Origin of the sequence: Tenacibaculum larymnensis (assembly GCF_028829235.1) — a bacterium.
Classification (GTDB): Bacteria; Bacteroidota; Bacteroidia; order Flavobacteriales; family Flavobacteriaceae; genus Polaribacter; species Polaribacter larymnensis.
The window spans coordinates 450,002-475,894 of sequence record NZ_JAIWJY010000001.1 but is presented as its reverse complement, the minus strand read 5'-3'; the positions used below and the strand labels follow the sequence as shown (position 1 = coordinate 475,894).

General features: G+C 31.0%; 23 protein-coding genes. 12 read left to right on the top strand and 11 right to left on the bottom strand.

All coding sequences use genetic code 11. The annotated features are described in order from the left end of the window. Nucleotides 1–123: 123 nt before the first annotated feature. The 5 genes from trhO (at nt 124) to dinB (ending at nt 4,240) form a co-directional block, all read left to right on the top strand. Nucleotides 124–1,155 (top strand): oxygen-dependent tRNA uridine(34) hydroxylase TrhO, encoded by a 1,032-nt coding sequence (trhO, locus tag LCI24_RS02135; protein ID WP_274638942.1) that lies wholly within the window; start codon nt 124–126, stop codon nt 1,153–1,155. Next, nucleotides 1,155–2,402 (top strand): peptidase U32 family protein, encoded by a 1,248-nt coding sequence (locus tag LCI24_RS02130; RefSeq protein WP_124587768.1) that lies wholly within the window; start codon nt 1,155–1,157, stop codon nt 2,400–2,402. The genes trhO and LCI24_RS02130 overlap by 1 nt, the downstream gene beginning before the upstream one ends. Continuing rightward, complete coding sequence (locus LCI24_RS02125) at nt 2,402–2,632, top strand: ferredoxin (RefSeq protein ID WP_274638941.1); 231 nt, start codon at nt 2,402–2,404, stop codon at nt 2,630–2,632. Before LCI24_RS02130 ends, LCI24_RS02125 begins: the two co-directional genes overlap by 1 nt. A 117-nt stretch (nt 2,633–2,749) precedes the next feature. Beyond that, nucleotides 2,750–3,148 carry an ACT domain-containing protein gene (locus LCI24_RS02120; RefSeq protein WP_274638940.1) on the top strand — a complete coding sequence of 133 codons (399 nt, stop codon included), beginning with the start codon at nt 2,750–2,752 and terminating at the stop codon, nt 3,146–3,148. 9 nt (nt 3,149–3,157) lie between these two features. Beyond that, nucleotides 3,158–4,240, top strand: coding sequence for a DNA polymerase IV (gene dinB, locus LCI24_RS02115; RefSeq protein WP_274638939.1), 1,083 nt, complete (start codon nt 3,158–3,160; stop codon nt 4,238–4,240). Here the strand turns inward: dinB and LCI24_RS02110 are convergent. From LCI24_RS02110 to rplU, 4 genes are all read right to left on the bottom strand, one after another. After that, entirely contained in the window at nt 4,237–6,159 is a 1,923-nt protein-coding gene (locus LCI24_RS02110) for a tetratricopeptide repeat protein (RefSeq protein WP_274638938.1), read from the bottom strand. The two genes, dinB and LCI24_RS02110, sit on opposite strands and share 4 nt — an antisense overlap. Beyond that, nucleotides 6,160–6,897: a LytR/AlgR family response regulator transcription factor gene (locus tag LCI24_RS02105; RefSeq protein WP_274638937.1), complete on the bottom strand. Its 738-nt coding sequence runs from the start codon at nt 6,895–6,897 to the stop codon at nt 6,160–6,162. Nucleotides 6,898–7,266: 369 nt separating this feature from the next. Beyond that, complete coding sequence (gene rpmA, locus LCI24_RS02100; protein WP_028891690.1) at nt 7,267–7,527, bottom strand: 50S ribosomal protein L27; 261 nt, start codon at nt 7,525–7,527, stop codon at nt 7,267–7,269. Nucleotides 7,528–7,549: 22 nt separating this feature from the next. Next, nucleotides 7,550–8,035, bottom strand: a complete 486-nt coding sequence (rplU, locus tag LCI24_RS02095) for a 50S ribosomal protein L21 (protein ID WP_274638936.1) — start codon at nt 8,033–8,035, stop codon at nt 7,550–7,552. A 208-nt stretch (nt 8,036–8,243) separates the two neighbouring features. Here rplU and LCI24_RS02090 point away from each other — a divergent pair, with 208 nt between their 5' ends. Both LCI24_RS02090 and LCI24_RS02085 read left to right on the top strand, forming a co-directional pair. Continuing rightward, nucleotides 8,244–9,560, top strand: coding sequence for a M16 family metallopeptidase (locus tag LCI24_RS02090; protein WP_274638935.1), 1,317 nt, complete (start codon nt 8,244–8,246; stop codon nt 9,558–9,560). A gap of 19 nt (nt 9,561–9,579) precedes the next feature. Then, a complete protein-coding gene (locus LCI24_RS02085; protein WP_274638934.1) occupies nt 9,580–11,628 on the top strand; it encodes a M16 family metallopeptidase in 2,049 nt (682 codons plus the stop codon). A gap of 78 nt (nt 11,629–11,706) precedes the next feature. Here the strand turns inward: LCI24_RS02085 and LCI24_RS02080 are convergent, their stop codons facing one another. Continuing rightward, nucleotides 11,707–12,579 carry a DMT family transporter gene (locus LCI24_RS02080; protein WP_274638933.1) on the bottom strand — a complete coding sequence of 291 codons (873 nt, stop codon included), beginning with the start codon at nt 12,577–12,579 and terminating at the stop codon, nt 11,707–11,709. Between the two features lie 89 nt (nt 12,580–12,668). Here LCI24_RS02080 and LCI24_RS02075 point away from each other — a divergent pair, with 89 nt between their 5' ends. Then, complete coding sequence (locus LCI24_RS02075) at nt 12,669–13,187, top strand: cation transporter (protein WP_274638932.1); 519 nt, start codon at nt 12,669–12,671, stop codon at nt 13,185–13,187. 85 nt (nt 13,188–13,272) lie between these two features. Beyond that, nucleotides 13,273–14,298, top strand: coding sequence for a COX15/CtaA family protein (locus LCI24_RS02070; RefSeq protein WP_274638931.1), 1,026 nt, complete (start codon nt 13,273–13,275; stop codon nt 14,296–14,298). Nucleotide 14,299: 1 nt separating this feature from the next. Here LCI24_RS02070 and gldD read toward each other — a convergent pair whose 3' ends face one another. The 4 genes from gldD to mutY are packed head-to-tail and all read right to left on the bottom strand — an operon-like array spanning nt 14,300 to nt 17,716. After that, on the bottom strand, nt 14,300–14,854 hold the full coding sequence (gene gldD, locus LCI24_RS02065) for a gliding motility lipoprotein GldD (RefSeq protein ID WP_274638930.1): 555 nt from the start codon (nt 14,852–14,854) through the stop codon (nt 14,300–14,302). Then, the gene (gene gldE / locus LCI24_RS02060; RefSeq protein ID WP_274638929.1) at nt 14,847–16,175 is read right to left on the bottom strand and encodes a gliding motility-associated protein GldE; all 1,329 of its coding nucleotides are present in this window, start codon (nt 16,173–16,175) and stop codon (nt 14,847–14,849) included. Before gldE ends, gldD begins: the two co-directional genes overlap by 8 nt. 19 nt (nt 16,176–16,194) lie before the next feature. Then, nucleotides 16,195–16,632: a single-stranded DNA-binding protein gene (locus LCI24_RS02055; protein WP_274638928.1), complete on the bottom strand. Its 438-nt coding sequence runs from the start codon at nt 16,630–16,632 to the stop codon at nt 16,195–16,197. 37 nt (nt 16,633–16,669) lie between these two features. Beyond that, on the bottom strand, nt 16,670–17,716 hold the full coding sequence (gene mutY / locus LCI24_RS02050; protein WP_274638927.1) for an A/G-specific adenine glycosylase: 1,047 nt from the start codon (nt 17,714–17,716) through the stop codon (nt 16,670–16,672). A gap of 133 nt (nt 17,717–17,849) precedes the next feature. Between mutY and LCI24_RS02045 the strand changes: the two genes are divergently transcribed. Then, nucleotides 17,850–18,140 (top strand): HU family DNA-binding protein, encoded by a 291-nt coding sequence (locus LCI24_RS02045; protein WP_047787990.1) that lies wholly within the window; start codon nt 17,850–17,852, stop codon nt 18,138–18,140. Nucleotides 18,141–18,433: 293 nt separating this feature from the next. Beyond that, nucleotides 18,434–19,978: an Rne/Rng family ribonuclease gene (locus tag LCI24_RS02040; RefSeq protein WP_099214862.1), complete on the top strand. Its 1,545-nt coding sequence runs from the start codon at nt 18,434–18,436 to the stop codon at nt 19,976–19,978. A 57-nt stretch (nt 19,979–20,035) separates the two neighbouring features. Here LCI24_RS02040 and LCI24_RS02035 read toward each other — a convergent pair whose 3' ends face one another. Beyond that, the gene (locus LCI24_RS02035) at nt 20,036–22,225 is read right to left on the bottom strand and encodes a patatin-like phospholipase family protein (protein WP_274638926.1); all 2,190 of its coding nucleotides are present in this window, start codon (nt 22,223–22,225) and stop codon (nt 20,036–20,038) included. Then, on the bottom strand, nt 22,222–24,018 hold the full coding sequence (uvrC, locus tag LCI24_RS02030) for an excinuclease ABC subunit UvrC (RefSeq protein WP_274638925.1): 1,797 nt from the start codon (nt 24,016–24,018) through the stop codon (nt 22,222–22,224). Before uvrC ends, LCI24_RS02035 begins: the two co-directional genes overlap by 4 nt. Before the next feature lie 69 nt (nt 24,019–24,087). Here uvrC and LCI24_RS02025 point away from each other — a divergent pair, with 69 nt between their 5' ends. Next, the gene (locus LCI24_RS02025; protein ID WP_274638924.1) at nt 24,088–25,860 is read left to right on the top strand and encodes a MutS-related protein; all 1,773 of its coding nucleotides are present in this window, start codon (nt 24,088–24,090) and stop codon (nt 25,858–25,860) included. The last annotated feature ends 33 nt before the right edge of the window (nt 25,861–25,893 follow it).

Genomic DNA, 25,893 nt, shown 5'->3' with positions numbered 1-25,893 from the left:
TAAAATTATATCACTTTTGATTAAAAAGTGTTGTTTTAAACAGTAAAACTCAAAAAATCAGTACATTTGCACCGATTTTTTACTAAAATCATAACATATTTGTTTAACTTAAAAAAGTATAGCATGCAACTGTACAACAAGTTAAGCGCTGAAGAACGCGCTAAATTAATAGACGATGCGGGTAAAGACCGTATTACCATTTCATTCTATCAATATCATAAGATAGAAAATCCAACTTTATTTAGAAATAAATTATTCCTTGAGTGGAATGAGCTAGATGTTTTAGGAAGAACGTATGTTTCTTACGAAGGAATCAATGCTCAAATATCTGTACCATCTGAAAACTTTTTAGCTTTAAAAGATCAGTTAGATAGTATTTCTTTTTTAAATGGAATTCGTTTGAATGTTGCCATTGAACACGACAACAAATCCTTTTTAAAACTAAAAGTAAAAGTTCGTAACAAGATTGTTGCTGACGGATTAAATGATGACACTTTTGATGTTACTGATAAAGGAGTGCACCTAAATGCAAAAGAGTTTAATGAAATGCTAGCAAACCCTAATACGGTTTGTGTAGATATGCGTAATCATTACGAAAGTGAAATTGGACATTTTGATGGGGCTGTAACTCCAGATGTAGATACGTTTAGAGATTCTTTAGATATTATTGAAGAAGATTTAAAAGACCATAAAGAAGACAAAAACTTATTAATGTATTGTACTGGTGGTATTCGATGTGAAAAAGCATCTGCTTACTACAAACACAAAGGTTTTAAAAATGTTTTTCAGCTTGAAGGAGGAATTATTGAATATACACGTCAAGTAAAATCAGAAGGTTTAGAGAACAAGTTTTTAGGAAAGAATTTTGTTTTTGACCATAGAAGAGCTGAAAAGATTTCTGATGATGTAATTGCTAATTGTCATCAATGCGGAAAACCTTGCGACACCCATACTAACTGTGCTAACGAAGGTTGTCACTTACTATTTATTCAGTGTGATGAATGTGCTGAGAAAATGGAAAACACCTGTTCTCCTGAATGTCAAGACATCATTCATTTACCATACGAAGAACAAAAAGAATTGCGTAAAGGAAAACACGCAAGTAATAAAATATTTAAAAAAGGACGTTCAGAAGCTTTAAAATTTAAAAAGTAATGCAAAAGATTGAGTTAATGGCTCCTGCTGGTAATTTTGAATCGTTACAAGCTGCTTTAGATAATGGATGTGATTCTATATACTTTGGTGTAGAACAATTAAATATGCGTGCTCGAGCATCTATCAATTTTACCTTAGATGATTTAGAAGAGATTTCTCGTAGATGTACTGAGAAAAATGTTCGTACGTATTTAACATTGAATACTATTGTATACGATCATGATTTATCTATCGTAAAAACCTTAATTAAAAGAGCTAAAGAAGCTAATATTACTGCCGTAATCGCTATGGATCAAGCTGTAATTGCAATGGCTAGAGCTGAAGGTATGGAGGTTCATATTTCTACTCAAATTAATATTACCAACATCGAAACAGTTAAGTTTTATGCAATGTTTGCTGATACTGTGGTGTTGAGTAGAGAATTGAGTTTACGTCAGGTAAAAAAAATTACAGAGCAAATTGAAAAAGAAGAAATCAAAGGACCTTCTGGTCGTTTGTTAGAAATTGAAATTTTTGGTCACGGAGCACTTTGTATGGCAGTTTCTGGTAAATGTTATATGAGTTTACATTCACACAACTCATCGGCAAACAGGGGAGCTTGCAAACAAAATTGCCGTAAAAAATATACGGTAATCGATCAGGAATCTGGTTTTGAAATGGAATTAGACAATGAGTATATCATGTCTCCAAAAGACTTATGTACTATCGATTTTTTAGACCAAGTGGCTGATGCTGGTATTAAAGTATTGAAGATTGAAGGTCGTGGTCGTGCACCAGAATATGTAGCTAAAGTTATTAAGTGCTATCGTGATGCTATTGATAGTTTATATGACGGAACCTACGATAAAGAGAAGGTGATTAGCTGGATGCAAGAACTGGAGAAAGTATACAATCGTGGTTTTTGGAATGGCTATTATTTAGGACAGAAATTAGGTGAGTGGAGTAAAGAACCTGGTTCGCATGCTACTCAAAAGAAGGTGTATTTAGGAAAGGGAATGCACTATTTCCCTAAAGCAGAAGTTGGAGAGTTTAAGATTGAAGCATACGATTTAGCAATTGGTGATACCATTTTAATTACAGGGCCAACAACAGGTGCTCAAGAAATGGAATTAAAGAGCATGTTTGTAAACGACAAAGAAGCACAAACCGCTACCAAAGGTGATGAAGTTACGATGAAGTTAGATTTCAGAATTCGTCCTTCAGACAAATTATATAAAATTGTAAAAACCGAATTTGCTAAAAACTAATGGTTGTAATTACCTTACAAAGAAACAAATGTATTGGCTGTAATTATTGTGTTGAGTTAGCTCCGGCACAATTTCAAATGTCGAAAAAGGACGGAAAATCAGTTTTATTACATTCCACAGAAAAGAAAGGTTTCTTTACTATAAAATCTCACGACGACAGTATTTTTGAAGCTGCTCACGAAGCAAAAAAAGCATGTCCTGTTAAAATAATTGAAGTAAAACAAGTATAGTTTTAGAGAAAAGACCGCTTTCGCTGTTAGAAAAAAGAATCAAGACTAACAAAAAGCTCTCTTACGAGGGCTTTAGTTGTTTTAAAAAAAGCTGTAATTTTATCTAAAATAGATAGCATGTCTGGAGAAATGAATTTATCAGTTCTTATTAAAGAAATGAAACCTTTTGTAAACAAAGGAGAGTATGTTTTTACTTCTGTACAGGAAACATCCAATATCCATACAAAAGATATAATTGGAATGTTTAAAGAATTGGAAGGAATGACTTTAATTCTGGAAAAGGAAGTTGCAGATAATTTAGGTTTAGATTACAGTTTTAAAGCATCCTGGATTACTTTAAAAATTCATTCTGCTTTAGATGCGGTTGGCTTAACCGCTGCTTTTTCTTCAGAATTAGCAAAACATAATGTAAGTTGTAATGTTGTTGCTGGTTTTTATCATGATCATATTTTTGTAGACAAAAAAGACGAAGCAAAAACTATTGATGTTTTAACCAATCTATCGAAATCAGTTTAGCTTGTATTCATGGAATTACAACCTCCTTTTCGTAAAATTATTCATGTGGATATGGATGCTTTTTATGCATCTGTAGAGCAATTGGATAATCCTGAATTGCGAGGAAAACCTGTTGCTGTTGGTGGTAGCGAAATACGTGGTGTAGTTTCGGCGGCAAGCTATGAAGCTAGAAAATTTGGGGTTCGTTCTGCAATGAGTGGTGTATTAGCTAAACAAAAATGTCCGCACATCATTTTTGTACCTCCTAGATTTGATCGCTACAAAGAAATTTCCTCAAAAATTAGAAAAATCTTTTACGATTATACCGACTTGGTAGAGCCTTTATCTTTGGATGAAGCTTATTTAGATGTTACTGAAAATAAGAAAGGAAATCCATCTGCTAGTATGATTGCTCAGGAAATTCGTCAGCGAATATGGGACGAATTAGAGTTACGAGCATCTGCAGGAATTTCTATTAATAAATTTATTGCCAAAGTAGCTTCTGACATTAACAAGCCTAACGGACAAAAAACTATCAATCCAGAAGAAGTTATAGAGTTTTTAGAACAACTTCCTGTAAATAAATTTTATGGAGTAGGAAAAGTCACCGCTGCTAAAATGCACAACTTAGGTATATTTACAGGATTAGATTTAAAACAAAAATCTTTAGAAGAACTCAGTAAATTGTTTGGAAAATCAGGACTGCATTATTACAATATTGTTCGAGGTATTCATAATTCGGAAGTGAAGCCAAATCGCGTTAGAAAATCGATTGCTGCTGAAACTACTTTTCGAGAAAATTTATCTTCTGAAGTTTTTATGTTAGAGCGTCTTGAAAAAATAGCTGATGAATTGGAGCGTCGAATGAAAAAATCGAACACCAAAGGAAAAACAGTAACTCTTAAAATTAAATACAGCGATTTTACGCAACAAACCCGTAGTAAAACTACCAACCATTACCTTCAGCTAAAAAAAGAGTTCTATCCTATCGTAAAAGAGCTATTGTATCAAGATACACTTAACAACTCTGTCCGCTTATTAGGCATTTCTTTTAGCAACTTAAATACAGAGAAAAAAGAACCTGTTTGGGTTCAATTACGGTTTGACTTTTAAAGGATTGGTATTTTCAACGAAACTTTGGTTCCTTTCGGATTTCCTTCTTCGTCAATTATATCTGTATAAATTAATGAATAGTTATTTGCATACTCATTAGCAAAGTTTCGCAATCGTTCTTTAGTTAAATCTATACCTATAGACCTACGATTTAACGATTTGTTTTTTCTAATTTTCATAGCAGCATCCCTACCAATTCCATTATCTACAATATCAATTTGTATAAACTCATCTGATATTTTTGTAACCGACAATGAAACTTCTTTTTTTCCTTTCTTAGATGAAAGTCCATGCCAAATAGAGTTTTCTAAAAAAGGTTGCAATATTAATGGTGGAACTTTTATCCTTTCTATGTTTACATTTGGATCAATATTTTCAATGTAATTCACTTCATTTGATAATCGAATGTTCTCGATACTCATATATAAATTCATTGTTTTTAGCTCTTCACTTAACGTTACTTCCTTAACAGATGAAGACTCCAAAATGCTGCGAATTAATTTTGAAAATTTATTTAAATAATATACTGCGTTCTTCTGTTCATTATTTATAACATAGAGCTTAATAGAGTTTAACGCATTAAATACAAAATGCGGATTCATTTGAATTCTCAAAGCTTCCTGTTCTAGCATTAATATTTTCTTGTCATTATTTAATAAACGTTGCCTATACATAGAATATAACAACACGCCTAACAACGCTATAGAAACTAATGCAATAATTAAAACATTTCTATTTCGTAATAATTTTAGTTTTGCTATTTCATTCTCTTTTGCTAAATTTTTTATCTTATTTCTGCTTACCTCATTATCATATTTATTAATAAGGTTGTTTACGTATAGTATATTTTTATCATTAAACGTTTTACGCTCTCCTTCAATAGCTTTCTTATAAAAACTATACGCTTTTTCATAATTTTTTTGTTTCTCATACAGCTCAGACAAGTGCAAGTTAGATTGATTAATTCCTGAAGGAATTTTATGCTTATTAGCTACCTCTAAACCTTTTTCTAAATATATTTTTGCTTTATCTAAACTATCTAACTTTAATTGTACGTTTCCAAACGTAACATACACATCAGATGTGTAATATTGGTTTCCTATTTCCTCTGAAAGATCTACCACTTCACTTATATAGTTATACGCTTCCTCATACTTTCCTTGCAGTAGTAAAACATTACTAATACTATTATGACAAATAACTTTTCCTATACTTGAGTTATTCTCTATATTATATTGTAAAGATTTATTATAGTGTTCTAACGCAGCATCTATATCTCCTAAATTTTGAAAAGCAAGCCCCATATTTTGGTGATTAATAGCCAACCCTCTTTTGTCTTCAGTTTTTTCTTGAATTAAAATTGCTTTTTTAAACTTTTCTAAAGCTAGTTGGTATTGCTTAAGAGCCAGATAAATATTACCAATACTATTGTTTGATATACTTATGCTTATTTTAGTATCAACATCTGGAATCTCAATTTTATCCGCTAATTCGAGTGCCATTTGATGATAATTTAAGGCATTTCTAATCTTATCTTGCCTTCTATATACAACTCCTATTTGATTGAGCGTAACAATTTCTGCATTTACGTCCTCTATTTCTCTTGATAATTCAAGAGCTTTCATATAATTCTCTATTGAACTATCAAAAAAAGAGTTGTTTCTGTAGTGCCTTCCTAGTAAGTTATAAGCATATACCTCACCTAACCTGTACTCTTTTTTTTGACTTTCACTTAAAAGAAAGTCTATATCTTCTTTATTAAATCGTTTACGTTGAAAAAAACGATATAAATCATAATAATCATCTATCTTTTTTTCTATTGCCAGCTGTATTAAATTATCTACGTTCTTCTTCTCTTCTTGTGAAAAACAAGAAAACGATACATAAAATAAAAAGATGATTATAATTAATTTCTTCATTTAAAATTTTTCTAGGAAATCCGATTTTCTTTGTCTAGAAACAGGAATTTTATGGTTATTTTCTAATACAACATAACCATCAGACTTTAAAAACTCTTTTATTTTATTTAAGTTAATTATATATGAATTATGTATTCTAAAAAAATGATCTTCTGGAAGAAGTAAGTTTATTTCTTTTAGTTTTTTTGTAACTACAATTTTCTTATTCGCTCCAGTAGTATAGATTGTTGAATAATTACCATCAGATTCTACAAACAAAATTTCATCTTGAGATAAAAAGACTAGTTTACCATCTGTATTAATAGTTATTTTTCTTCTATTGAATTTTTCATTAAAGCTTGATAATATTTTTTCAACCTTTTCGGTATTATTATTCTTCTTATAGTGTTGTTTAACTCTACCTATCGTTTCCTCCAAATCATCAGAATCAATAGGTTTAAGGAGATAATCTATCGCTTGATTCTTCAATGCCTTAATTGCATATTCATTATATGCTGTTGTAATAATTACGGCAAAATCTTTATTCTCAATTTTCTCTAACAATTGAAAACCATCCATCGTAGGCATTTCAATATCTAGAAAAAGACAATCAATACTATTCTCATTTATAAACTTAATTGCTTTCTCAGCAACCGTGAATGTTTCTATGATTTCTATATCATTCCCAAAGCTTGATAGTTCCCAAGAAAGTCCTTGTATTGCTTTTGGTTCATCATCAACTATAACTGCTCTTAACATTTCATGTACATTTATATCAAATGTAACAGATAATATTTTAAAAATAAAATGTAACTAATACGATTTTAGCAAAAAATCAGTTCAAAACTATGTCATAAACATATTTTTTTTACCATTTACACAAAAAAGCAAACCATTTATACATCCTTTACATTAATAAACGTTCTTTTATATGATATTTGCAGTGTAATACACAAGGGGAATCATATTGATAAATTGGGGGATTAATCAATAATGATATTAAGTTATGAAACACCACTTTAAAGTGGTGTTTTTTTTATATAAATTCTAATGTTCGTTTATTTATATACACAAAAAAGCTCAACTAAATTTAGTTGAGCTTTTTATCTTATCCTAATCGTTAGTTTCTTAAGCCTCAAATGGAGTTACAGAAACATATGATTTATTATCTCTTTTCTTTTGGAATTTTACAACACCATCAACTTTAGCATGTAAAGTATGATCTTTACCCATGTAAACATTTTCACCTGGATTGTGTTGAGTTCCTCTTTGACGAACAATAATGTTACCTGCAATAGCAGCTTGTCCTCCAAAAATCTTTACTCCTAATCGTTTCGATTCTGATTCACGACCGTTCTTCGAACTACCGACACCTTTCTTATGAGCCATCTTTGTAAGTTTTTAAAGTTAATTATTTACTTAATGCTTCAATTAATTCTGCTTTCTTTAAAGAAGTGTATCCTGTAATACCTTGTTCTTTAGCTAAAGCTTTTAATTCTGCTACAGTCATTGAACTTAAATCCTTCGATTCTTCTTTTGCTTCAGCCTTAGGAGCTTCTTTCTTAGCAGCCGCCTTTTTTACTCCTGACGCAGAAATTCCTTCGATTTGAATTTCAGTTAAATACTGTCTGTGTCCATTTTTCTTTTTGTAACCTTTTCTTCTTTTCTTTTTGAAAACGATTACTTTATCACCTTTTAAGTGACCTAAAATCTTTGCAGTTACTCCTGCACCTTCTATAGCTGGGGCGCCAATAGTTACGTTTCCTTTATCTTCAATAAGCATTACATTATCAAAAGTTACTTTTGATCCTTCTGCTTCTGGTAAACGGTGTACGTATACTTTTTGGTCTTTTGCTACTTTAAATTGCTGCCCTGCTATCTCTACGATTGCGTACATACTATTTGTTTTGCGTTTATACTTTATTCACACTTTCTTAAATAAAAATGCGGGTGCAAATATACATTTTTTACTTCAAAAAAAAATGTATTACTCAGAAAATTACTCTTTTAGCATAAAAAAGGTTCGTTTTTATTATTTCAACTGTAACAAATACTATAATTTCACGTCAAATACACGAAAATCATTAAAAATTAAATTTCAATCAATGAGAAAAAGAGTTATCACTCTAGCTTCAGCTTTGTTGTTAGGCTTATCGGCTAATGCACAAAAAGTTGAGTTTGAAGAGTACGATTTAAGCAACGGAATGCACGTTATTTTGCATCAAGACAATTCTGCTCCTGTTGTTACTGTTGGAGTAATGTACCATGTAGGGTCTAAAGATGAAGAGAATGGTAAAACAGGAATGGCGCATTTTTATGAGCACTTGTTATTTACCGGAACTAAAAATATTGGCCGTGGTGAATGGAATAAAATTGAAGCTGCGAATGGTGGAACTGGTAATGCTAACACTAACTGGGATAGAACCTACTACTACGAAACATTTCCTTCTAATAACTTACAATTAGGTTTGTGGATGGAATCTGAGCGATTATTACATCCAATTATCGACCAAAAAGCTGTAGATACTCAAAACGAGGTGGTAAAAGAAGAAAAACGTCAACGTATGGATAATGCTCCTTATGGGAAAATTATATATGGAGATGTATACAGCCATATTTTTGACAAGCACAATTATGGTAGACCTATGATTGGTTACATTAAAGATTTAGATGCCGCTAAACTGAGTGAATTTCAAGATTTTTACAACAAGTGGTACATGCCAAATAATGCTGTGTTAGTTGTTGCTGGTGATTTTGAAAAAGCTTCAACTAAAAAGTTAATTAAAGATTATTTTGAGCCAATTCCTGCAAGAAAGCTTCCAAAAAGAGACAAGGTAGTTGAGCCTGAAAGAGCTAAAGAAAAACGCGTAAAAGAATACGACTCAAATATTCAATTGCCAGCTATTTTATTAGCACACAAAACTCCTTCAATGAAAGAAAGAGACTCTAAAGTATTGGATGTAATTTCTACTATTTTAAGTAACGGAAAAAGCTCTAGATTGTATAAAAAACTAGTTGACGATAAGAAAAAAGCATTACAAGTATTTTCTTTTGCTCGTAACCTAGAAGATTACAGTGTTTACAACATTGGAGCTATTCCTTTAGGAAAAACATCTTTAGATGATTTAATTAAAGAAATGGATGAAGAAATTGAAAAACTTCAAACAGAGTTAATTTCTGATAGAGACTTACAAAAGGTTCGTAATAAATTTGAAAATCAGTTTGTTGCTTCAAATTCTAGTGTACAAGGTATCGCTAACTCTTTAGCAAGAAATTATATGTTAGTTGGAAACACTAATCAAATTAACAAAGAGTTAGAAGTTATCAACTCTATTACTAAAGAAGAAATTAGAGACGTTGCTAAAAAATATTTAGCTAAAAACCGTCGTGTTGTTATCGAATATTTACCAAAAAAGAAATAATCATCTAAACTGAATTTTAATGAAAACGAAAATATTTTCAATTATCACAATATTATTTCTATCATTAACTGTTTCAGCGCAGATTGATAGAACCCAACAGCCAAAACCAGGTCCAGCTCCTAAAATTAACTTAGGAACTCCTAAAAAGTTTGCTTTACCTAACGGATTGCAAGTTTTAGTGGTTGAAAATCATAAATTACCAAGAGTATCTGCTACATTAACCATTGATAACCCACCAATGTCTTATGGAAATAAAAAAGGTGTTGAGGGCTTATTAAGTGGAATGCTTGGAACAGGATCAAAAAACACTCCTAAAGCAAAGTTTGATGAAGAAGTTGACTTTTTAGGAGCTAACATCTCTTTTTGGGATGAAGGAGCTAGAGCAAGTTCATTATCTAAATACTTTCCAAAAGTATTAGGATTAATGGCTGATGCTGCTTTTAACCCTGTGTTTACTCAAGAAGAATTTGATAAGCAAATGAAGCAATCTCTTGACGGTATAAAAAACAACGCTAAGAGTGTTAAAGCTATTGCTAGTAGAGTTGAAAACGCATTAACGTATGGTAAAAATCACCCTTTTGGAGAGTTTACCTCTGAAGAAACGTTAAAAAATGTTACGTTACAAGATGTTAAAGACTTATACAACAAAACGTATAAGCCTAACAACGCATACTTAATTATAATTGGTGATGTAAACTTTAATGAAATTAAATCACAAGTTAAAGACTTATTTGGAACTTGGAAAAAAGGTGATTTAGTTACTCAAAAATTACCAAAAGTTGAAAATCCAACAACTACTGAGATCAATTTTATTGATATGCCAAATGCTGTTCAGTCTGAGTTATCTATTATTAACGCAGTAGATTTAAAGATGAACGATAAAGACTACTATGCTGCTTTATTAGCTAACCAAATTCTTGGTGGAGGCGGTACTGGTAGATTATACAAAAACCTTCGTGAAGATAAAGGCTACACTTATGGAGCTTATTCAGGAATCGGATCAAGTAGATATGCTTCTCGTTTTAAAACAACTGCATCTGTAAGAAACATGGTTACTGATAGCGCTATGGTTGAAGCGATGAAAGAAATCAACAAAATCCGCTACCAAAAAGCAACTCAAGAAGAGTTAGATATAGCAAAAGCTAAATACATTGGAAACTTTGTTCGTAACGTTGAGAAGCCTCAAACAGTAGCTTCATATGCTTTAAATATTTTAACAAACGACTTACCTGCTGATTATTACAAGAACTACTTAAAAAACATTAATGCTGTAACATTAAACGATGTACAAAATGCAGCAATTAAGTACTTCAAAGGAGATAAAGCTCGTATTATTATTACAGGTAAAGGAATTGATGTTTTAAAGAACCTAGAAAAAACAGCTGATTATAAGATTAACTATTTTGATAAAAACGGAAATCCTACTGATAAACCTGCAATGAGTTTACCTATACCTAGCGGTGTTACAGCTTCTAGTGTAGTGGATGATTATTTTAAAGCTATTGGTGGAAAAGACAAAGTAGCAAAAGTAAAGTCTGTAATGATTACTTCTAATGCTGCAGTTCAAGGAATGCAATTAAGTTTAGTTCAGAAAAATGCAACTCCTAACAAGTCTTCTGTAATTGTTTCTATGATGGGTAATGTGATGCAAAAAGTAATTTTTGATGGAACTCAAGGATATCAAGAAGCTAATGGTCAGAAAAAAGAAATGACAGGAGAAGAGTTAGAAAAAGCAAAAAAAGAATCTGCTCCTTTTGCTGATAAAGCTTATAAAGCTGGAACTTTAGATAGAATTGAGCCTATAGACGGAAACAATGCTTATGTTATTAAACATGGTAAAAAAGAAATCTTTTATGATGTAAAATCTGGATTAAAGGTTAAAGAGGTAAAAACTGCTAAAGGACCACAAGGAGAAATAAAAGTACCTGTAGTATTTGCAGATTACAAAGAGGTAAATGGAATTAAATTCCCTCATAAGATGATCCAAACTATGGGACCAATGAAAATGGAGTTTATTACAAAAGAAATTAAAATTAACGAAGGAGTTACTGACGCTGATTTTAAATAAGAATTAGACCTAAGTCTATAAAAATGAAAGAGCCAAAATGCAATATTTTGGCTCTTTTTATTTTAAGTAATTTTAAAACTATCTAGCTTTATTTACCAACCAAACTCCAAACAAAATAATCCCTCCTGCTAATAACTGAATTAAGCTTAGCTTTTCTCCATCAACAATTCCCCAAATTACAGCTACTCCTGGAATTAAATACGTAACTGAAGCTGCAAAAACAGGAGATGATAGATGCACCATTTTATTAAATAGCACTTTTGCTATTCCTGTTCCTACAACAGCTAAAACGGTAATATAACCTAATGCTGAAGTTGTTTCTGCTGTTACTTCAAAAGTTGAAAAGAATCCAGAAAAAGCTAAAACTATAAACGCTGGTATTATCAATAATAAAAAGTTTCCGGTTGTAATTGCCAGTGCATCTAAATCATCTAAATACTTTTTAATCATATTTACATTAAACGCATATCCTATTGAAGCTATTAGTATTAAAACAGCATACCAATAGTTTTGATTCGGATTTAATTCAGCTCCCTTTAAAATAAGTATCAAAGTACCTGCTAAACCTATTAAAACTCCATAAAACTGTTTTCTTTTAAAAGTAAACCCAAACACCAGTGCTCCAAAGATAAATGTATTAAAAGGCGTTAATGAGTTTAAAATAGCTGGTATAGAGCTGTCTATTTTACTTACAGCAAAAGCAAATAAAAACGAAGGAAAAAAAGTACCCAAAATTGCTGTGTAAGCAACATACTTCCAATGTCTCTTTTCTATTCTCTTTAAACTTTTAAATCCAACCAACAATAAAAAAACTGCTGTAATTAGCATTCGTAAAGCACCTACTTGAACTGGAGTTAACCCAATTAATGCCTTTTTCATTAAAATAAAAGAGCTTCCCCAAACCAGTGAAAGCACTATTAAAAACAACCATTTTTGTTGTTGACTATTCATTCTCAATTAATTTAAGTACAAAAGTCGTTTATTTCTATTTTTAATTTTGATTTTATTGATAAATTTGCTGAATAACTCAATAAATAAAAATGATGAAAATTCAGAAAATACTATTTGCTTTAGCTTTTGTTAGCTTTTTAGCTGTTGGATGTAAAAACGAAGCTAAAAAAGAGGAGGCACCTCAAGAGCAAAAAACAGCGGTAGCAGCTGATTCTAAAGAGCTTTCTTTAAGTATTTCAGGAATGACTTGTGAAATAGGTTGTGCTAGAAAAATAGCTTCTGACTTAAGTAAGAAAGAAGGTGTTTTAGAAGCAAACGTTGTTTTTAACGACAGTATTGCAACTATAAAATATGATGCTAACAAAACAAACAAAGCAGATTTAATTGCTTTTGTAGAAGGAATTGGTAGCGGAGACATGTATAAAGCTTCTGAAACAGCAAAAAGAGAAGCAGATAAAAAAGTATGCAATATGGAATGTTGCGCAGACAAAACAGAAGCAGAAAAGGCTTCTTGTGAAAAAGAATGCTGCACAAAAACAGAAGCAGAAAAAGCTGCTTGTAAAGAAGATTGCACCATGGCATGTTGTGCTGAAACAAAAAAAGCGTAATTGCTAATTCAAACAAAATCGAAAGCTCCTAATTTGGGAGCTTTTTTTATGCCTTTTAAGTATCTTTGCTAAAACTTTTTGTCAGATGAAAAAACATTTTCCTCTCATTGTAAAAATCTCGTTAATTGCTGTATATGTTATTTTTTTAGCTGGTTCTGTTGTTCGTATGACAGGTTCTGGAATGGGATGCCCTGATTGGCCAAAGTGTTTTGGTTATTACATTCCGCCAACTTCTGAAGAACAAATTACTTGGCAACCTGATTCTGAATACAAGAAAGGAATGATTATCGTAAAAGACGAAGCACTATTTGTAGCAGGTCATGATATTAAAACTTCTGAAAAGTTTAATGCCAACAACTGGGAAAAATACACTAAACATAACTACGCTAAATTTAATAAGTTTCATACCTGGACAGAGTATATTAACCGATTAAGTTCTGCTTTAGCAGGAATTCCTTTTTTGTTTTTAATTTTTGTTTCTCTTAAGTTTTGGAAAGAAAACAAACAAATAACACTTCTATCATTTGGTGCTTTCTTCTTGATGTTATTTGAAGCTTGGCTCGGTAAAACTGTTGTAGACTCTAACTTAAAACCAACTATAATCACCATTCACATGGTTGGTGGTTTAGTTATTGTTGCTTTGTTGTTATGGTTATTGTATATAGTTTCCGACCAAAAGAAAACATCTTATAAATACAATTCACTGTTTAGTAAATTAGTAATTCTTTCAGCTATATTTTCATTAATTCAAATTGCCTTAGGAACTCAAGTTCGTCAATTTATTGATGAACAAGTAAAACTACATGGATTTGAAAACAAACATTATAGTTTGATGGATCCGAACATTAAATTTTATATCCACCGTTCATTTACTATAGCTATTGTATTGGTAAACCTTGGATTATTTTACTTAAATCAGGTGAAAAATTTAGGTTACAAGTTAGTAAACTGGATTGTTGCTTTAATCTTTTTAGAAACGATTACAGGTATTTTAATGTACTATGCTGAATTCCCACTAGGAACACAAGCTGTACACTTGTTATCAGGTGCTATTTTATTCGGGTTACAGTTTTATTTGTGGTTGCAATCGAGAAAAGTAAAGATTCAATAGCTTACTTTTTCCATTCCAACGTTTCCATCATGTGAATCATATCTTTTTTGATATATTCCACTGCTGGTAAAATAGAATCGTAATTTGGTTTGGTATAAAAGAATAAAGACCCTTTTAAAAAGTGTTTAGAGCTATCTGTTGCATGAAATTGCACTTGTGAAGCAGCGTTACCTAGAATTTGGTATAAACTTCCGTAAACTTTTGTATTTGGATTTGCATATTCTACAGGAGCAGTGATTTGATCTGCTTTAATGGCATGTTCAAACACTAGTTTCTCAGATTCTATTAATAACTCTCTTAAATTTCCTTCAATAGGACGATACGTAATATCTACCGATGCTTTTAAGCTTGGATACTCAACTTTCATCCAGTTTTTAGGCAAACCTTTAGTTTTAGCTATTTCAGCTGTCTCAAACATATATGGTTTATTTAGGTTTTCTTTTTTATAAGTTTTATCAGGATATTCTAAACTTAGATAGCCTTTTGGTTTAGGTAAGGTTTCCTCACTACAACTTATTAAAAATATTGCTGATGCCAGCAAAAATAATTTACGCATTTCGGGTAACTTTTACTTGTTTTATACGTTTTTTAGCCAACGCTTCAATAGTAAACGTATAATTACTGAAGTTTATTTTTTCACCTTTTTTAGGAAACTTTCCTGAGACTTCTAAAATAAAACCAGCTATGGTTTCACTTTCTCCTTTAGCCTCTTCAAACTTTTCCTCATCTTCATCTTCTAAGACACGGCAAAAATCTTTAATGGTTATTTTTCCTTCAAAAATATAATTATTTTCATCAAGTTTCGAATAAGTTAAGTCTTCATCATCAAATTCATCATTAATATCTCCTACAATTTCTTCTATTACATCTTCTAATGTTACAATTCCACTAGTTCCGCCATATTCATCAACCACAATAGCTAAGTGCTTTTTCATTTCTTGAAACTCCACCAGTAAATCATCCAACTTTTTATTTTCTGGAACAAAAAAAGGTTCTCTCAACAGTTTCTGCCACTTAAATGTTTTCTTGTTTAAATGCTCTAATAAGTCTTTGGCATATAAAACACCAATAATATTATCTACATTCTCGTGATACACTGGGTTTCGAGAATATCCATTTTTTAAAATAGTTTTTAACACATCTTCATAACTAGTGTCATCAGCAATAGCACACACATCTGTTCGAGGCTTCATAATTTGTACAGTTTCAGTATTCCCGAAACTTACAATTCCTTCTAAAATCTTTTGTTCTTCTTTAGTCGTTGCATCATCAGATGTTAACTCTAATGCTTGCGACAAACGTTCTACAGAAAGATTATTATTCTTATTTCCTAGCTTGTTTTCAACAACACTTGTTAATCTTATAAGAGGAAGACTTAATGGGGTTAACAAAGTATTTAATACTTGAATAGGCTTAGCCATAAACTCTGCAAATTGCAATGATTTTCTGCTAGCATATACTTTTGGCAATACTTCACCAAACAATAAAATTAAAAAAGTAATGAGTACTATCTCTATAAGAAAAAGGACAGATACGTTAAAAAAGTAAAAGTTTAATTCGTAATCTAACCCCTCAAACAAAACCTTACCAATACTTGCAAAAAGTAACACGATAAGGATATTGATAAAGTTATTAGTGATTAAAATAGTTCCTAATAATTTTTTAGGATCATCGAGTAGTTTTACCACTATATTTTCCTCTTTAGAATTTGCGGAAAGCTCGTCTAATTCAGTTTGTGAAATTGAAAAAAAGGCAACTTCAGTTCCTGAAACTAACGCTGAGCAAACTAATAATAAAAGTAATAATAAACAGTTGATGGTAGTCAACCAGTCAAAACTTGATAATAATAAAAGTAAAGGTTCGGGTTCTGGGTCCAATTTTTAAAATTTAATTAAACTAAAATGGTAAATCATCATCTTCTTCACTAGCTACACTTGGTGGTGTAGGATTAGGGTTCCCTTGAGTTGGTGCTGTGTTTGGTTGCGTATTATTTGGATCTTTTTTTGTTGATAAGAACGTCATATCTTGTACATGAATTTCAGTTGTGTACCTTTTTTGTCCATCAACCTCATATTGACGTGTTTTTATACGTCCTTCGCAATACACACGATCTCCTTTGGTCAAATATTTTTCACAGATTTCAGCCAACTTATTACGCACTACTATATTATGCCATTCAACATTTGTTATTTTCTCTCCAGTTTGACGATTGGTATACGTTTCATTAGTTGCTAAAGGAAAACGACCTATTGAGTTTCCTCCTTCGAAATAATGCATTTTTACCTCATCTCCTAAATGTCCTATTAAAATAACCTTGTTTATTGTTCCTGCCATAGCATTATAGTTTTGTGTAAAATCAAATATACAAATTTTAAGATTCTTTGTTTAAATATTTCTCTAAAAACTTATCAATTAACACAGGTACTGGGTGCTCTTTAACTGTTGTCCAGTCTATAGTTCTTGTATTTACACCTATAGTTTTTACTACCCAAAACTTAGTAATTAAATGCTGATGTGATAGTTTATGAATAATATCTTCTTTATTGAAAAGAGAGATTGTGGTTTCATTTGGAAAAAGCCTAACAAACTGCTCACTTTCTATTAATTTTTCTTCACTTATAGTCTTTTGTGTTTCTATCAGAGGAAATTGATAAAGCCCTTGCCAAATACCCTTACCTTTTCGTTCTTCTAAAACAGTTTCATTCTCTTTTGTTACTGGAACTAGGTAATTAAAATATCGCTTTTTTACCTTTATCTTCTTTTCTTTAACAGGAAGCTCTTTTACTTTATTCTCTGCCAAAGCCATGCAACTGTCAGCTAGTGGACACTTATCACATAAAGGTATTTGAGGTTTGCAATGTAACGCTCCAAAATCCATTATAGCTTGATTATATACTCCTGGTTGCGATGCATCTATTAGAGTTTGTGCTAATTCTTTAAACTCTTTTATCCCTTTAGTAGAATTAATTGGGGTATCTATACCAAAAAAACGAGAAAGAACCCTATAAACATTACCATCAACAACGGCAACTGGCTCATTATAACAAATAGAAGCAATTGCAGAAGCAGTATAATCTCCCACTCCTTTTAATTTAAGTAACTCTTTATATGTTTTAGGAAACACTCCATTTAATTCATTTGCTACAAACTTAGCTGTAAAATGTAAGTTTCTTGCGCGTGAATAATAACCAAGTCCTTGCCACAACTTCAGTACTTCACTTTCATCCGCTTTAGCTAAATCAAACACTGTTGGAAAAGTTTCTGTAAACTTTAAAAAATAAGGTAAGCCTTGTGCTACACGTGTTTGCTGTAACATAATTTCACTTAACCAAACCCGGTATGGATCCTTAGTTTTTCTCCAAGGAAGCTCTCTTTTATTTTGTAAATACCAGTATACTAGTTGCTTAGCTAAAATCATTTATGTAAATTGTGAGCGCAAAATTAGTATATTTAATTTAGATATTTTTATTCTTATTTTTTTCGGAATAGATTAATTATCATATATTTGCACCCTCAATTTTTTAAAAGAAAACAAACAAAATATATTTATAATGACAAAAGCAGATATCGTATCTAAGATTTCAGATAAGAGCGGAATTGAAAAAGCGGATGTTTTAGCGACTGTTGAAGCATTTATGGAAGAAGTAAAAGATGCATTAGAGAATGGTGATAATGTATATTTAAGAGGTTTTGGTAGCTTCATTATTAAAACTAGAGCAGAAAAAACTGGTAGAAACATTTCTAAGAATACAACTATCAAGATTCCTGCACACAACATACCTGCTTTTAAACCTTCTAAAGTGTTTACTGAAGGGGTAAAAACAAAAGTAGCTGTAAAGTAATTAAAAAAGTATTAACCCAAAACCTTTACCTTTAAGGTTTTACAAAACATTTTAACTATGCCAAGTGGTAAAAAAAGAAAGAGAGCTAAAATCTCTACACACAAAAGAAAGAAAAGAGCAAGAGCAAATCGCCATAAGAAAAAGTAAGCATTAGCTTACTTTTTCGTTGCTTTTATAAGTTACGTTCATTGACATTAAGGTTTTAACACCTTAAAAATGGTATAAACATATACCTGTTTACAAATTTTAATCCGTCTTCGTAAATTTTACGTTGGCACAAAACCATATTCAGAATGAAAACAGAATTAATAATTCGTTCCAATTCTTCTGATATTGATTTCGCCTTACTAAGAGATGGTAAACTTATTGAGTTAAACAAAGAAACAAGCGACAATAATTTTTCAGTTGGGGATATTTTTCTTGCCAAAATAGGAAAAGTGATGACTGGTTTAAATGCCGCTTTTGTAAATGTTGGATACCCTAAAGATGGTTTTTTACACTACCACGATTTAGGTCCACAAGTACAATCTTTAAACAAATTCATTAAGAAAGTAAGCACAGGTAATTACAAAGAATTCACTTTAAAAAACTTTCGCTTTGAAGAAGATATCAACAAAGATGGGAGTATTAACGACGTACTAAAATCAGGTCAAAATTTATTAGTACAAATTGTAAAAGAACCTATTTCTACCAAAGGTCCGCGTATTAGTTCGGAACTTTCTATTGCAGGTAGATTTTTAGTTTTAGTTCCTTTTTCTAACCGTATATCGGTATCGCAAAAAATAGCAGATCCGAAAGAAAAGGAGCGTTTAAAAAAATTAGCAAAAAGTATCAGACCAAAAGGGTTTGGACTTATTTTACGTACTGTTGCCGAAGGTAAAAAGGTAGCAGAACTTGACAAAGATTTACAAAACTCACTTGACCGTTGGAAGACTATGTGTAAACGCATAGCTAATAACAATACTCCAACAAAAATATTAAGTGAGTTAAACAGAGCATCTTCTATCTTAAGAGATGTAATGAACGATTCTTTTACAAGTATAGTAACCAATGATGAAACTCTTAAGGTTGAAATTAAAGAGTACTTACAAGAAATATACCCTGAAAAGGAAAATATTGTAAGGCACCATCGTTCTGATGTACCTATTTTTGAAAAATACGGTATTGAGCGACAAATAAAAACATCGTTTGGTAAAACAGTTTCAATGAGTAAAGGAGCATATTTAGTTATTGAACATACCGAAGCTTTGCATGTTATAGATGTAAATAGTGGTAATCGTTCTAACAAATCCTTAAACCAAGAAGAAACTGCCTTAGAAGTCAATTTAATTGCTGCCAGTGAAATAGCTCGTCAATTACAGTTACGAGATATGGGTGGGATTATTGTTGTTGACTTTATTGATATGAAGTCTGCTGAAAACAGACAGAAATTATATCAACATTTAAAAGATGCAATGTCTTTAGACCGTACTAAACATAAAATTTTACCTCCAAGTAAATTTGGTTTAGTTCAAATTACAAGACAACGTGTACGACCTGAATTAGAGATAAAAACACGTGAACCAAACCCAAATAAAAATGGAGAGGTTGAAGCTCCTATTGTTCTTTTAGACAAAATAGAAGCAGAATTAGAACGCATATTAAATAGCGGTAAAAAATATAAAGAAATCACATTAAATGTGCATCCGTTTATAGCTGCTTATTTAACAAAAGGCGTTAACTCAATCCGTTTTAAATGGTTTGTTCAACATAAAAAGTGGATTAAAATATTACCTAGAGATGCTTACCAGTACTTACAATATAAGTTCTATTTAAAAAAGAATAAAAAAAGTAAGTAAGGCAATCTTATTATGAAATAAAAATCCCGTATCATCTGATACGGGATTTTTTTATCTCTAAAACCAAAAGCCAAGGTTAAATAACCAGTAATGCTCCGAATGATCTGGAGACCATGTGTACTTTAACTCTATAGGTCCTAAAAATGTTTCTACACTATATCCAACAGCATATCCTGACTTAGTATTTTTAAACAAATCACCATCCTCAAATATATCCTCTTCTACACGTGCATAATTAGCTATAAACATTGCATAATGCTTTTTATACACTTCATAACGTAGATTAAACTCTGATCTTAAATAAGATTGATTATTTAACCCGCCAGTATCATAACCATACATTGGAATGAAGTTATTAATATAGTTTTGATTATAACCTCCTAAATGATAATCAAATATTTCAAATGATTTTTTTCCTAGCGTATATCCTGCTTGAGAAGTATATTGAAATGTTAGTTTATCGTAAAAAGTTGTTGCAAAGCCTAACGTTCCGCCTAATTGAGAAAACTGATGAAAAGGTTCGCTATTTTCTATTAATTCATCTAGCCTATTGTTTCTATCAGACCATAAGAACCATTTAAACCCTATATCTGCATAAAAACCTTTCTTTGGGAACATTTCTTTATCATAAGTATCTAATTTTAAGAAAGCATAGGTATTTATGTAATTACTATTATCAAAAAAGTCTTCTTTACCTTCTGTTGAAATATTTTTTGTACTTGCATTAATATTTTTATGTTCTGCACCTACACCTATGGCAAATTTTTTATCAAATGTTGTTTGTAGGTATAACGAAGTTGAGAAATCTCTATATTTTCCATTTATAAGGCCTGTGTCATATATAAAATCGCTGTTAAATACATTATACCTTGTTCTAAAACCATAACTCGGTAATAGACCATTATCTATAAAATACTCAACATTATATCTAATTTTGTCTCCTACGCCAACATCCAAAGAAAATTCATCATTTTGAAAAAGCATTTTCTTATGATTGTAGTTTAATAATACTGCTGATTTATAAAGTAAATCATAGTGTAAACCTAATCTTAAATACGATTGTATTTTTTCTTCTTTAACGGTTAGTTCAAGCTTTTTTCCTTGAAAAGATTTTTCAAAATGATAATCAATTCTTTTAAAGTTTTTTGACGCTGTAAGTGTATTAATTTTTTTAGAAATTTCTTTATATGAAACACTATCACCTTCTCTTAACTGTAACTTTCCTAAAATATAGTTATTTGTGTAGTTTTTATTTCCTTTTATAATAATTCTATCAACCAAAAACCTTTTTCCTTTAGGTGATATTTTAGAAATTTTCCTTTTTTTAGGTTGCATTTTTGCAATACTATCAAAAACTACCCTGTACTTTTTTGCTGTTTTTTCTCCTTCTGCTAAAATTTCATTCTTTACATCAAATGAAATCACACTATAGTCTATAACATTTGGTCTTATATAAATGTCTAATAACTCTACCTGTTCATCAGACTTTTTATACATCTGAAAATTAATAATCTGTAACAATAGCGATGCTACAGACACTAATTCTTCTCTTTTTAACAACTCTCCTTGTACGCTAACACCAATAACAATATCTACATCTTTTTTTTTCATTACATCAACAGGAAAGTTATTTACAACTCCTCCATCTACTAATAACTTTCCATCAATATCCACTGGATTTAACAACGAAGGAAACGCAGCACTTGCCCTTAAAGCTAGAGGTAATGATCCGCTTTCTAAAACTTCTTCTTCTCCTGTTTCAATATTAGTTCCTATACAATAAAAAGGGATTGGAAGCTTTGAAAAGTCAGTAACCTCATCAACAGGAGCTAATAACTCTGTTAAAAAATTAAGCACGTTTTGTCCTTTTGATAAACCTAAGGGCAACCCTAAATTTCCTTTTTTAATGGGTAAAGAAATAGCATATTTTTCTCCATGTTCTTTTCTAAAAAAAGGCTTTTCTCTTCTAGAAACTTTATCTTGTAACAAATCCATAAAATCTGTTTCAAGAACAGCTTCTTCAATTTGTTCTGCTGTATATCCAGAAGCATACAGTCCACCAACAATAGCTCCCATACTTGTACCACCAATGTAATCTACTTGTACTCCTGCTTTTTCAAGTTCTTTTAATATACCAATATGCGCAATTCCTTTTGCTCCACCTCCACTAAGCACTAACCCTACTTTGGGTTGATCTTGTGCCAACATATATGCTGGTAGTAATAATAAAATTAGCAACTTTTTCATTCTTCTTTTTTTTGATAGTGTTTGTATATTTTTTGAGCCCTAGCATTTCCAACCACTTCTTTCAATTCTTCAAAAGTAGCTGCTTTAACTCTTTTAGCTGATTTAAACTTACGTAATAAATTAGTAATGGTTTGTTTACCTATATCAGGAATTTGTTCTAATTCTGATTGTATTGCGCTTTTACTTCGTTTGTTTCTATGGAAAGTAATTCCAAAACGGTGTGCTTCATTACGTAGATATTGAATAATTTTAAGCGTTTCAGACTTTTTATCTAGGTATAACGGAACAGGATCTCCAGGATAAAAAATCTCTTCCAGTCTTTTTGCTATACCAATAATGGCTATTTTTCCTCTTAAACCTAAAGCATCTAAACTTTTTAAAGCAGAGGATAATTGCCCTTTACCCCCATCAATAACTATTAATTGTGGTAAAGGTTGTTCTTCGTCTAATAATCGCTTATACCTTCGGTATACGACTTCTTCCATCGATGCAAAATCGTCAGGACCTTCTACTGTTTTTATATTAAAGTGACGATAGTCTTTTTTACTTGGTTTTCCATCTTTAAAAACCACACACGCAGCAACTGGATTTGTTCCTTGGATATTTGAGTTATCAAAACATTCAATATGGCGTGGTTCTTTTCCTAATCGTAAATCTTTTTGCATTTGCGCCATAATTCTTTTTACATGACGGTCTGGATCTACAATTTTTATTTGTTTAAACTGTTCTTGACGGTAAAACTTTGCGTTACGTTCAGACAGTTCTACAATACGTTTTTTGTCTCCTAATTTTGGTATTGTAACTTTAACATCTTTACCCACATTCACTTTAAACGGAACAAAAATTTCTCTTGACAAAGAATTAAAGCGCTGACGAGTTTCAATAATAAATAACTCAAGAAGCTCCTTATCTGTTTCCTCTAGTTTTTTCTTAATCTCTGTGGTATAAGATTGCACTATTGAGCCATTCATTATTTTGAAAAAGTTTGCATATCCATGAGATTCATCAGAAATGATAGAAAACACGTCTACATTATTTATAGACGGGTTTACAATCGTTGATTTTGCTTGATAATTCTGTAAAGACGCTAATTTTTCTTTGATTTTTTGTGCTTCTTCAAACCGCATATCTGCAGCAAAGTCAAGCATTATTTTTTCAAACTGCTGTAAACTCTCTTTAAAGTTTCCTTTAATAATATTTCTAATAGCTCTTATATCATCTAAATAATCTTCCTCAGTTTGATACCCTTCACATGGTCCTTTACAATTTCCTAAGTGATATTCTAAACAAACTTTGTATTTATCAGCATCAATTTTTTCTTGACTTAAATCATAATTACACGTTCTTAATGGATACAACTCTTTAATTAAATCTAACAACGCATGCACTGTTCGTACATTTGTATAAGGTCCAAAATACTCTGACCCATCTTTAACAACTCTTCTTGTAGAAAATATACGTGGAAATCGTTCCTTTTTAATACAAATCCATGGATATGTCTTATCGTCTTTTAATAAAACATTATATCGAGGTTTATATTTTTTTATTAGATTATTTTCAAGTAGTAATGCATCTGTTTCTGTATCAACTACCACATGTTCTATTCGAACAATTTTTTTTACTAAAACTCGCGTTTTACCATTCTCATGATTCTTAGTAAAATAAGACGAAACTCGTTTCTTTAAATTCTTCGCTTTCCCAACATAAATAATCGTGTCATCTTTATCAAAATATTGATAAACTCCTGGCAAATTTGGTAGTGTTTTTATTTGAAGTTCGAGTGATGTTGGCATACAACGAAAATACGATTTTATTAAAAGATATTTGTTGTAATGCTTTACATTTATCCTTTTCAATTAAAAATGCAACAACCTCAAGATTTTTACAATAAAGAGCTGAAAGATTTAGCTGTTCAACTTTCAAAAATAAATAGTAAAATAACCTTTATAAGAATACTCAGGCTATTTGTTTTTTTAGGCTTTTCTTTTGGAGTTTATTTAACCTTCCATCAAACCTACATACCATTTATAATTGGATTTATTGGAGTTTTACTCTTTGCTATTTTAGTTATACAACATCAACATATAAAAGAAAAACGTACCATTCTTCAACTTAAAAAAGACAAAAATCAACTAGAAATTGATGTTCTTAATGGTCGTTTTGAATCACTTCCTGAAGGAACAGAGTTTACAAATTCTACCCATTATTATAGCAATGACATTGATTTATTCGGAAAGGGATCCTTTTTTCAATATATAAATAGAACTGCAACAACCAATGGTAAAAAATTACTAGCTTCCTTATTAACTAGTAATTCAATTTCTTTTATTGAAGAAAAGCAAAAAGCACTTAAAGAATTATCTGAAAAGATTCATTGGCGACAACATTTTACTTCACTAGCACATTTAGTTTCGTCAACCACTCAAGAATCCTCAGTGATCACAAAATGGTTAATCAACTATGAGTCAAAACTAGCAACTGCTTTAAAATGGGTTTCTATGTTTTTTTCAATCATTTCAATAACTTTAATAGTCTTATTGGTTTTTAACGCTATTCCTTTTTCAGTTGTTTTAATTTGGTTTTTTATCGGTCTAACAATTACAATCTTCCATATTAAAAAAACACAACATATTTACACCTCATCGAGTAAAGCTAAAGATACTTTTAAACAGTATTATTTGCTTCTGGAACAAATTGAAAAAGAAACTTTTACTTCTGCTCTTCTAAAAGAAAAGCAACAAAAAATAGCTACTAAAACAAAAAAAGCTTCTGTTATTTTTAAAGAGTTTTCTAAAATTTTAGACACTTTCGATCAACGTAATAATATTGTTATTGCTATTATTGGAAATGGCTTGTTTTTATGGGATATTACCCTTGCTATAAGAGTAGAAAAATGGATTCTTTCCTATAGAGAAACTACCGATGAGTGGTTTAACGTTGTAAATTTTTTCGATGCTTATAACTCTTTTGCCAATTTCGTTTTTAATCATCCTACTTTTACTTTCCCTACTCTTCAAAAAGAAAACAACGGTATTATTGCTCAAAACCTTGGACATCCACTTTTGAAATCTTCAAAAAGAGTTGACAATGATTTTACGATTTCTAAAGGGCAATTTTTTATTATAACTGGTGCTAACATGGCAGGAAAAAGCACATTTTTGCGTACCGTTTCCTTATCCATAGTCATGGCAAACTGTGGGCTGCCTGTATGCGCCACTAATTATCAATACACACCTATAAAATTAATTACAAGTATGCGAACATCTGACTCATTAACCGAGGATGAGTCTTATTTTTATTCGGAACTAAAACGGTTAAAATTTATTGTTGACACTATTGAAACCGATCGCTATTTTATTATTCTTGATGAAATTTTAAAAGGGACAAACAGTAAAGATAAAGCATCAGGCTCTAGAAAATTTGTTGAAAAACTTACACGTTCAAAATCTACTGGAATTATAGCTACTCACGATGTAAGTTTGTGCGAACTCGCCAAAGAGTACCCTCAAATACTTAATTATTATTTTGATGCTGAAATTGTAAATAATGAATTGTTTTTCGATTACACCATAAAACCTGGAACTTGCAAAAACATGAATGCTTCTTTTCTCCTTAAAAAAATGAGAATTGTGTAGGCTTAACCTTGAAGAGTGCGTACTCACGTTAAC

Coding starts and splice junctions, on each gene's coding strand:
- trhO (WP_274638942.1), top strand. CDS start 124: ATGCAACTGTACAACAAGTTAAGCGCTGAAGAACGCGCTAAATTAATA.
- LCI24_RS02130 (WP_124587768.1), top strand. CDS start 1,155: ATGCAAAAGATTGAGTTAATGGCTCCTGCTGGTAATTTTGAATCGTTA.
- LCI24_RS02125 (WP_274638941.1), top strand. CDS start 2,402: ATGGTTGTAATTACCTTACAAAGAAACAAATGTATTGGCTGTAATTAT.
- LCI24_RS02120 (WP_274638940.1), top strand. CDS start 2,750: ATGTCTGGAGAAATGAATTTATCAGTTCTTATTAAAGAAATGAAACCT.
- dinB (WP_274638939.1), top strand. CDS start 3,158: ATGGAATTACAACCTCCTTTTCGTAAAATTATTCATGTGGATATGGAT.
- LCI24_RS02110 (WP_274638938.1), bottom strand. CDS start 6,159: ATGAAGAAATTAATTATAATCATCTTTTTATTTTATGTATCGTTTTCT.
- LCI24_RS02105 (WP_274638937.1), bottom strand. CDS start 6,897: ATGTTAAGAGCAGTTATAGTTGATGATGAACCAAAAGCAATACAAGGA.
- rpmA (WP_028891690.1), bottom strand. CDS start 7,527: ATGGCTCATAAGAAAGGTGTCGGTAGTTCGAAGAACGGTCGTGAATCA.
- rplU (WP_274638936.1), bottom strand. CDS start 8,035: ATGTACGCAATCGTAGAGATAGCAGGGCAGCAATTTAAAGTAGCAAAA.
- LCI24_RS02090 (WP_274638935.1), top strand. CDS start 8,244: ATGAGAAAAAGAGTTATCACTCTAGCTTCAGCTTTGTTGTTAGGCTTA.
- LCI24_RS02085 (WP_274638934.1), top strand. CDS start 9,580: ATGAAAACGAAAATATTTTCAATTATCACAATATTATTTCTATCATTA.
- LCI24_RS02080 (WP_274638933.1), bottom strand. CDS start 12,579: ATGAATAGTCAACAACAAAAATGGTTGTTTTTAATAGTGCTTTCACTG.
- LCI24_RS02075 (WP_274638932.1), top strand. CDS start 12,669: ATGATGAAAATTCAGAAAATACTATTTGCTTTAGCTTTTGTTAGCTTT.
- LCI24_RS02070 (WP_274638931.1), top strand. CDS start 13,273: ATGAAAAAACATTTTCCTCTCATTGTAAAAATCTCGTTAATTGCTGTA.
- gldD (WP_274638930.1), bottom strand. CDS start 14,854: ATGCGTAAATTATTTTTGCTGGCATCAGCAATATTTTTAATAAGTTGT.
- LCI24_RS02055 (WP_274638928.1), bottom strand. CDS start 16,632: ATGGCAGGAACAATAAACAAGGTTATTTTAATAGGACATTTAGGAGAT.
- mutY (WP_274638927.1), bottom strand. CDS start 17,716: ATGATTTTAGCTAAGCAACTAGTATACTGGTATTTACAAAATAAAAGA.
- LCI24_RS02045 (WP_047787990.1), top strand. CDS start 17,850: ATGACAAAAGCAGATATCGTATCTAAGATTTCAGATAAGAGCGGAATT.
- LCI24_RS02040 (WP_099214862.1), top strand. CDS start 18,434: ATGAAAACAGAATTAATAATTCGTTCCAATTCTTCTGATATTGATTTC.
- LCI24_RS02035 (WP_274638926.1), bottom strand. CDS start 22,225: ATGAAAAAGTTGCTAATTTTATTATTACTACCAGCATATATGTTGGCA.
- uvrC (WP_274638925.1), bottom strand. CDS start 24,018: ATGCCAACATCACTCGAACTTCAAATAAAAACACTACCAAATTTGCCA.
- LCI24_RS02025 (WP_274638924.1), top strand. CDS start 24,088: ATGCAACAACCTCAAGATTTTTACAATAAAGAGCTGAAAGATTTAGCT.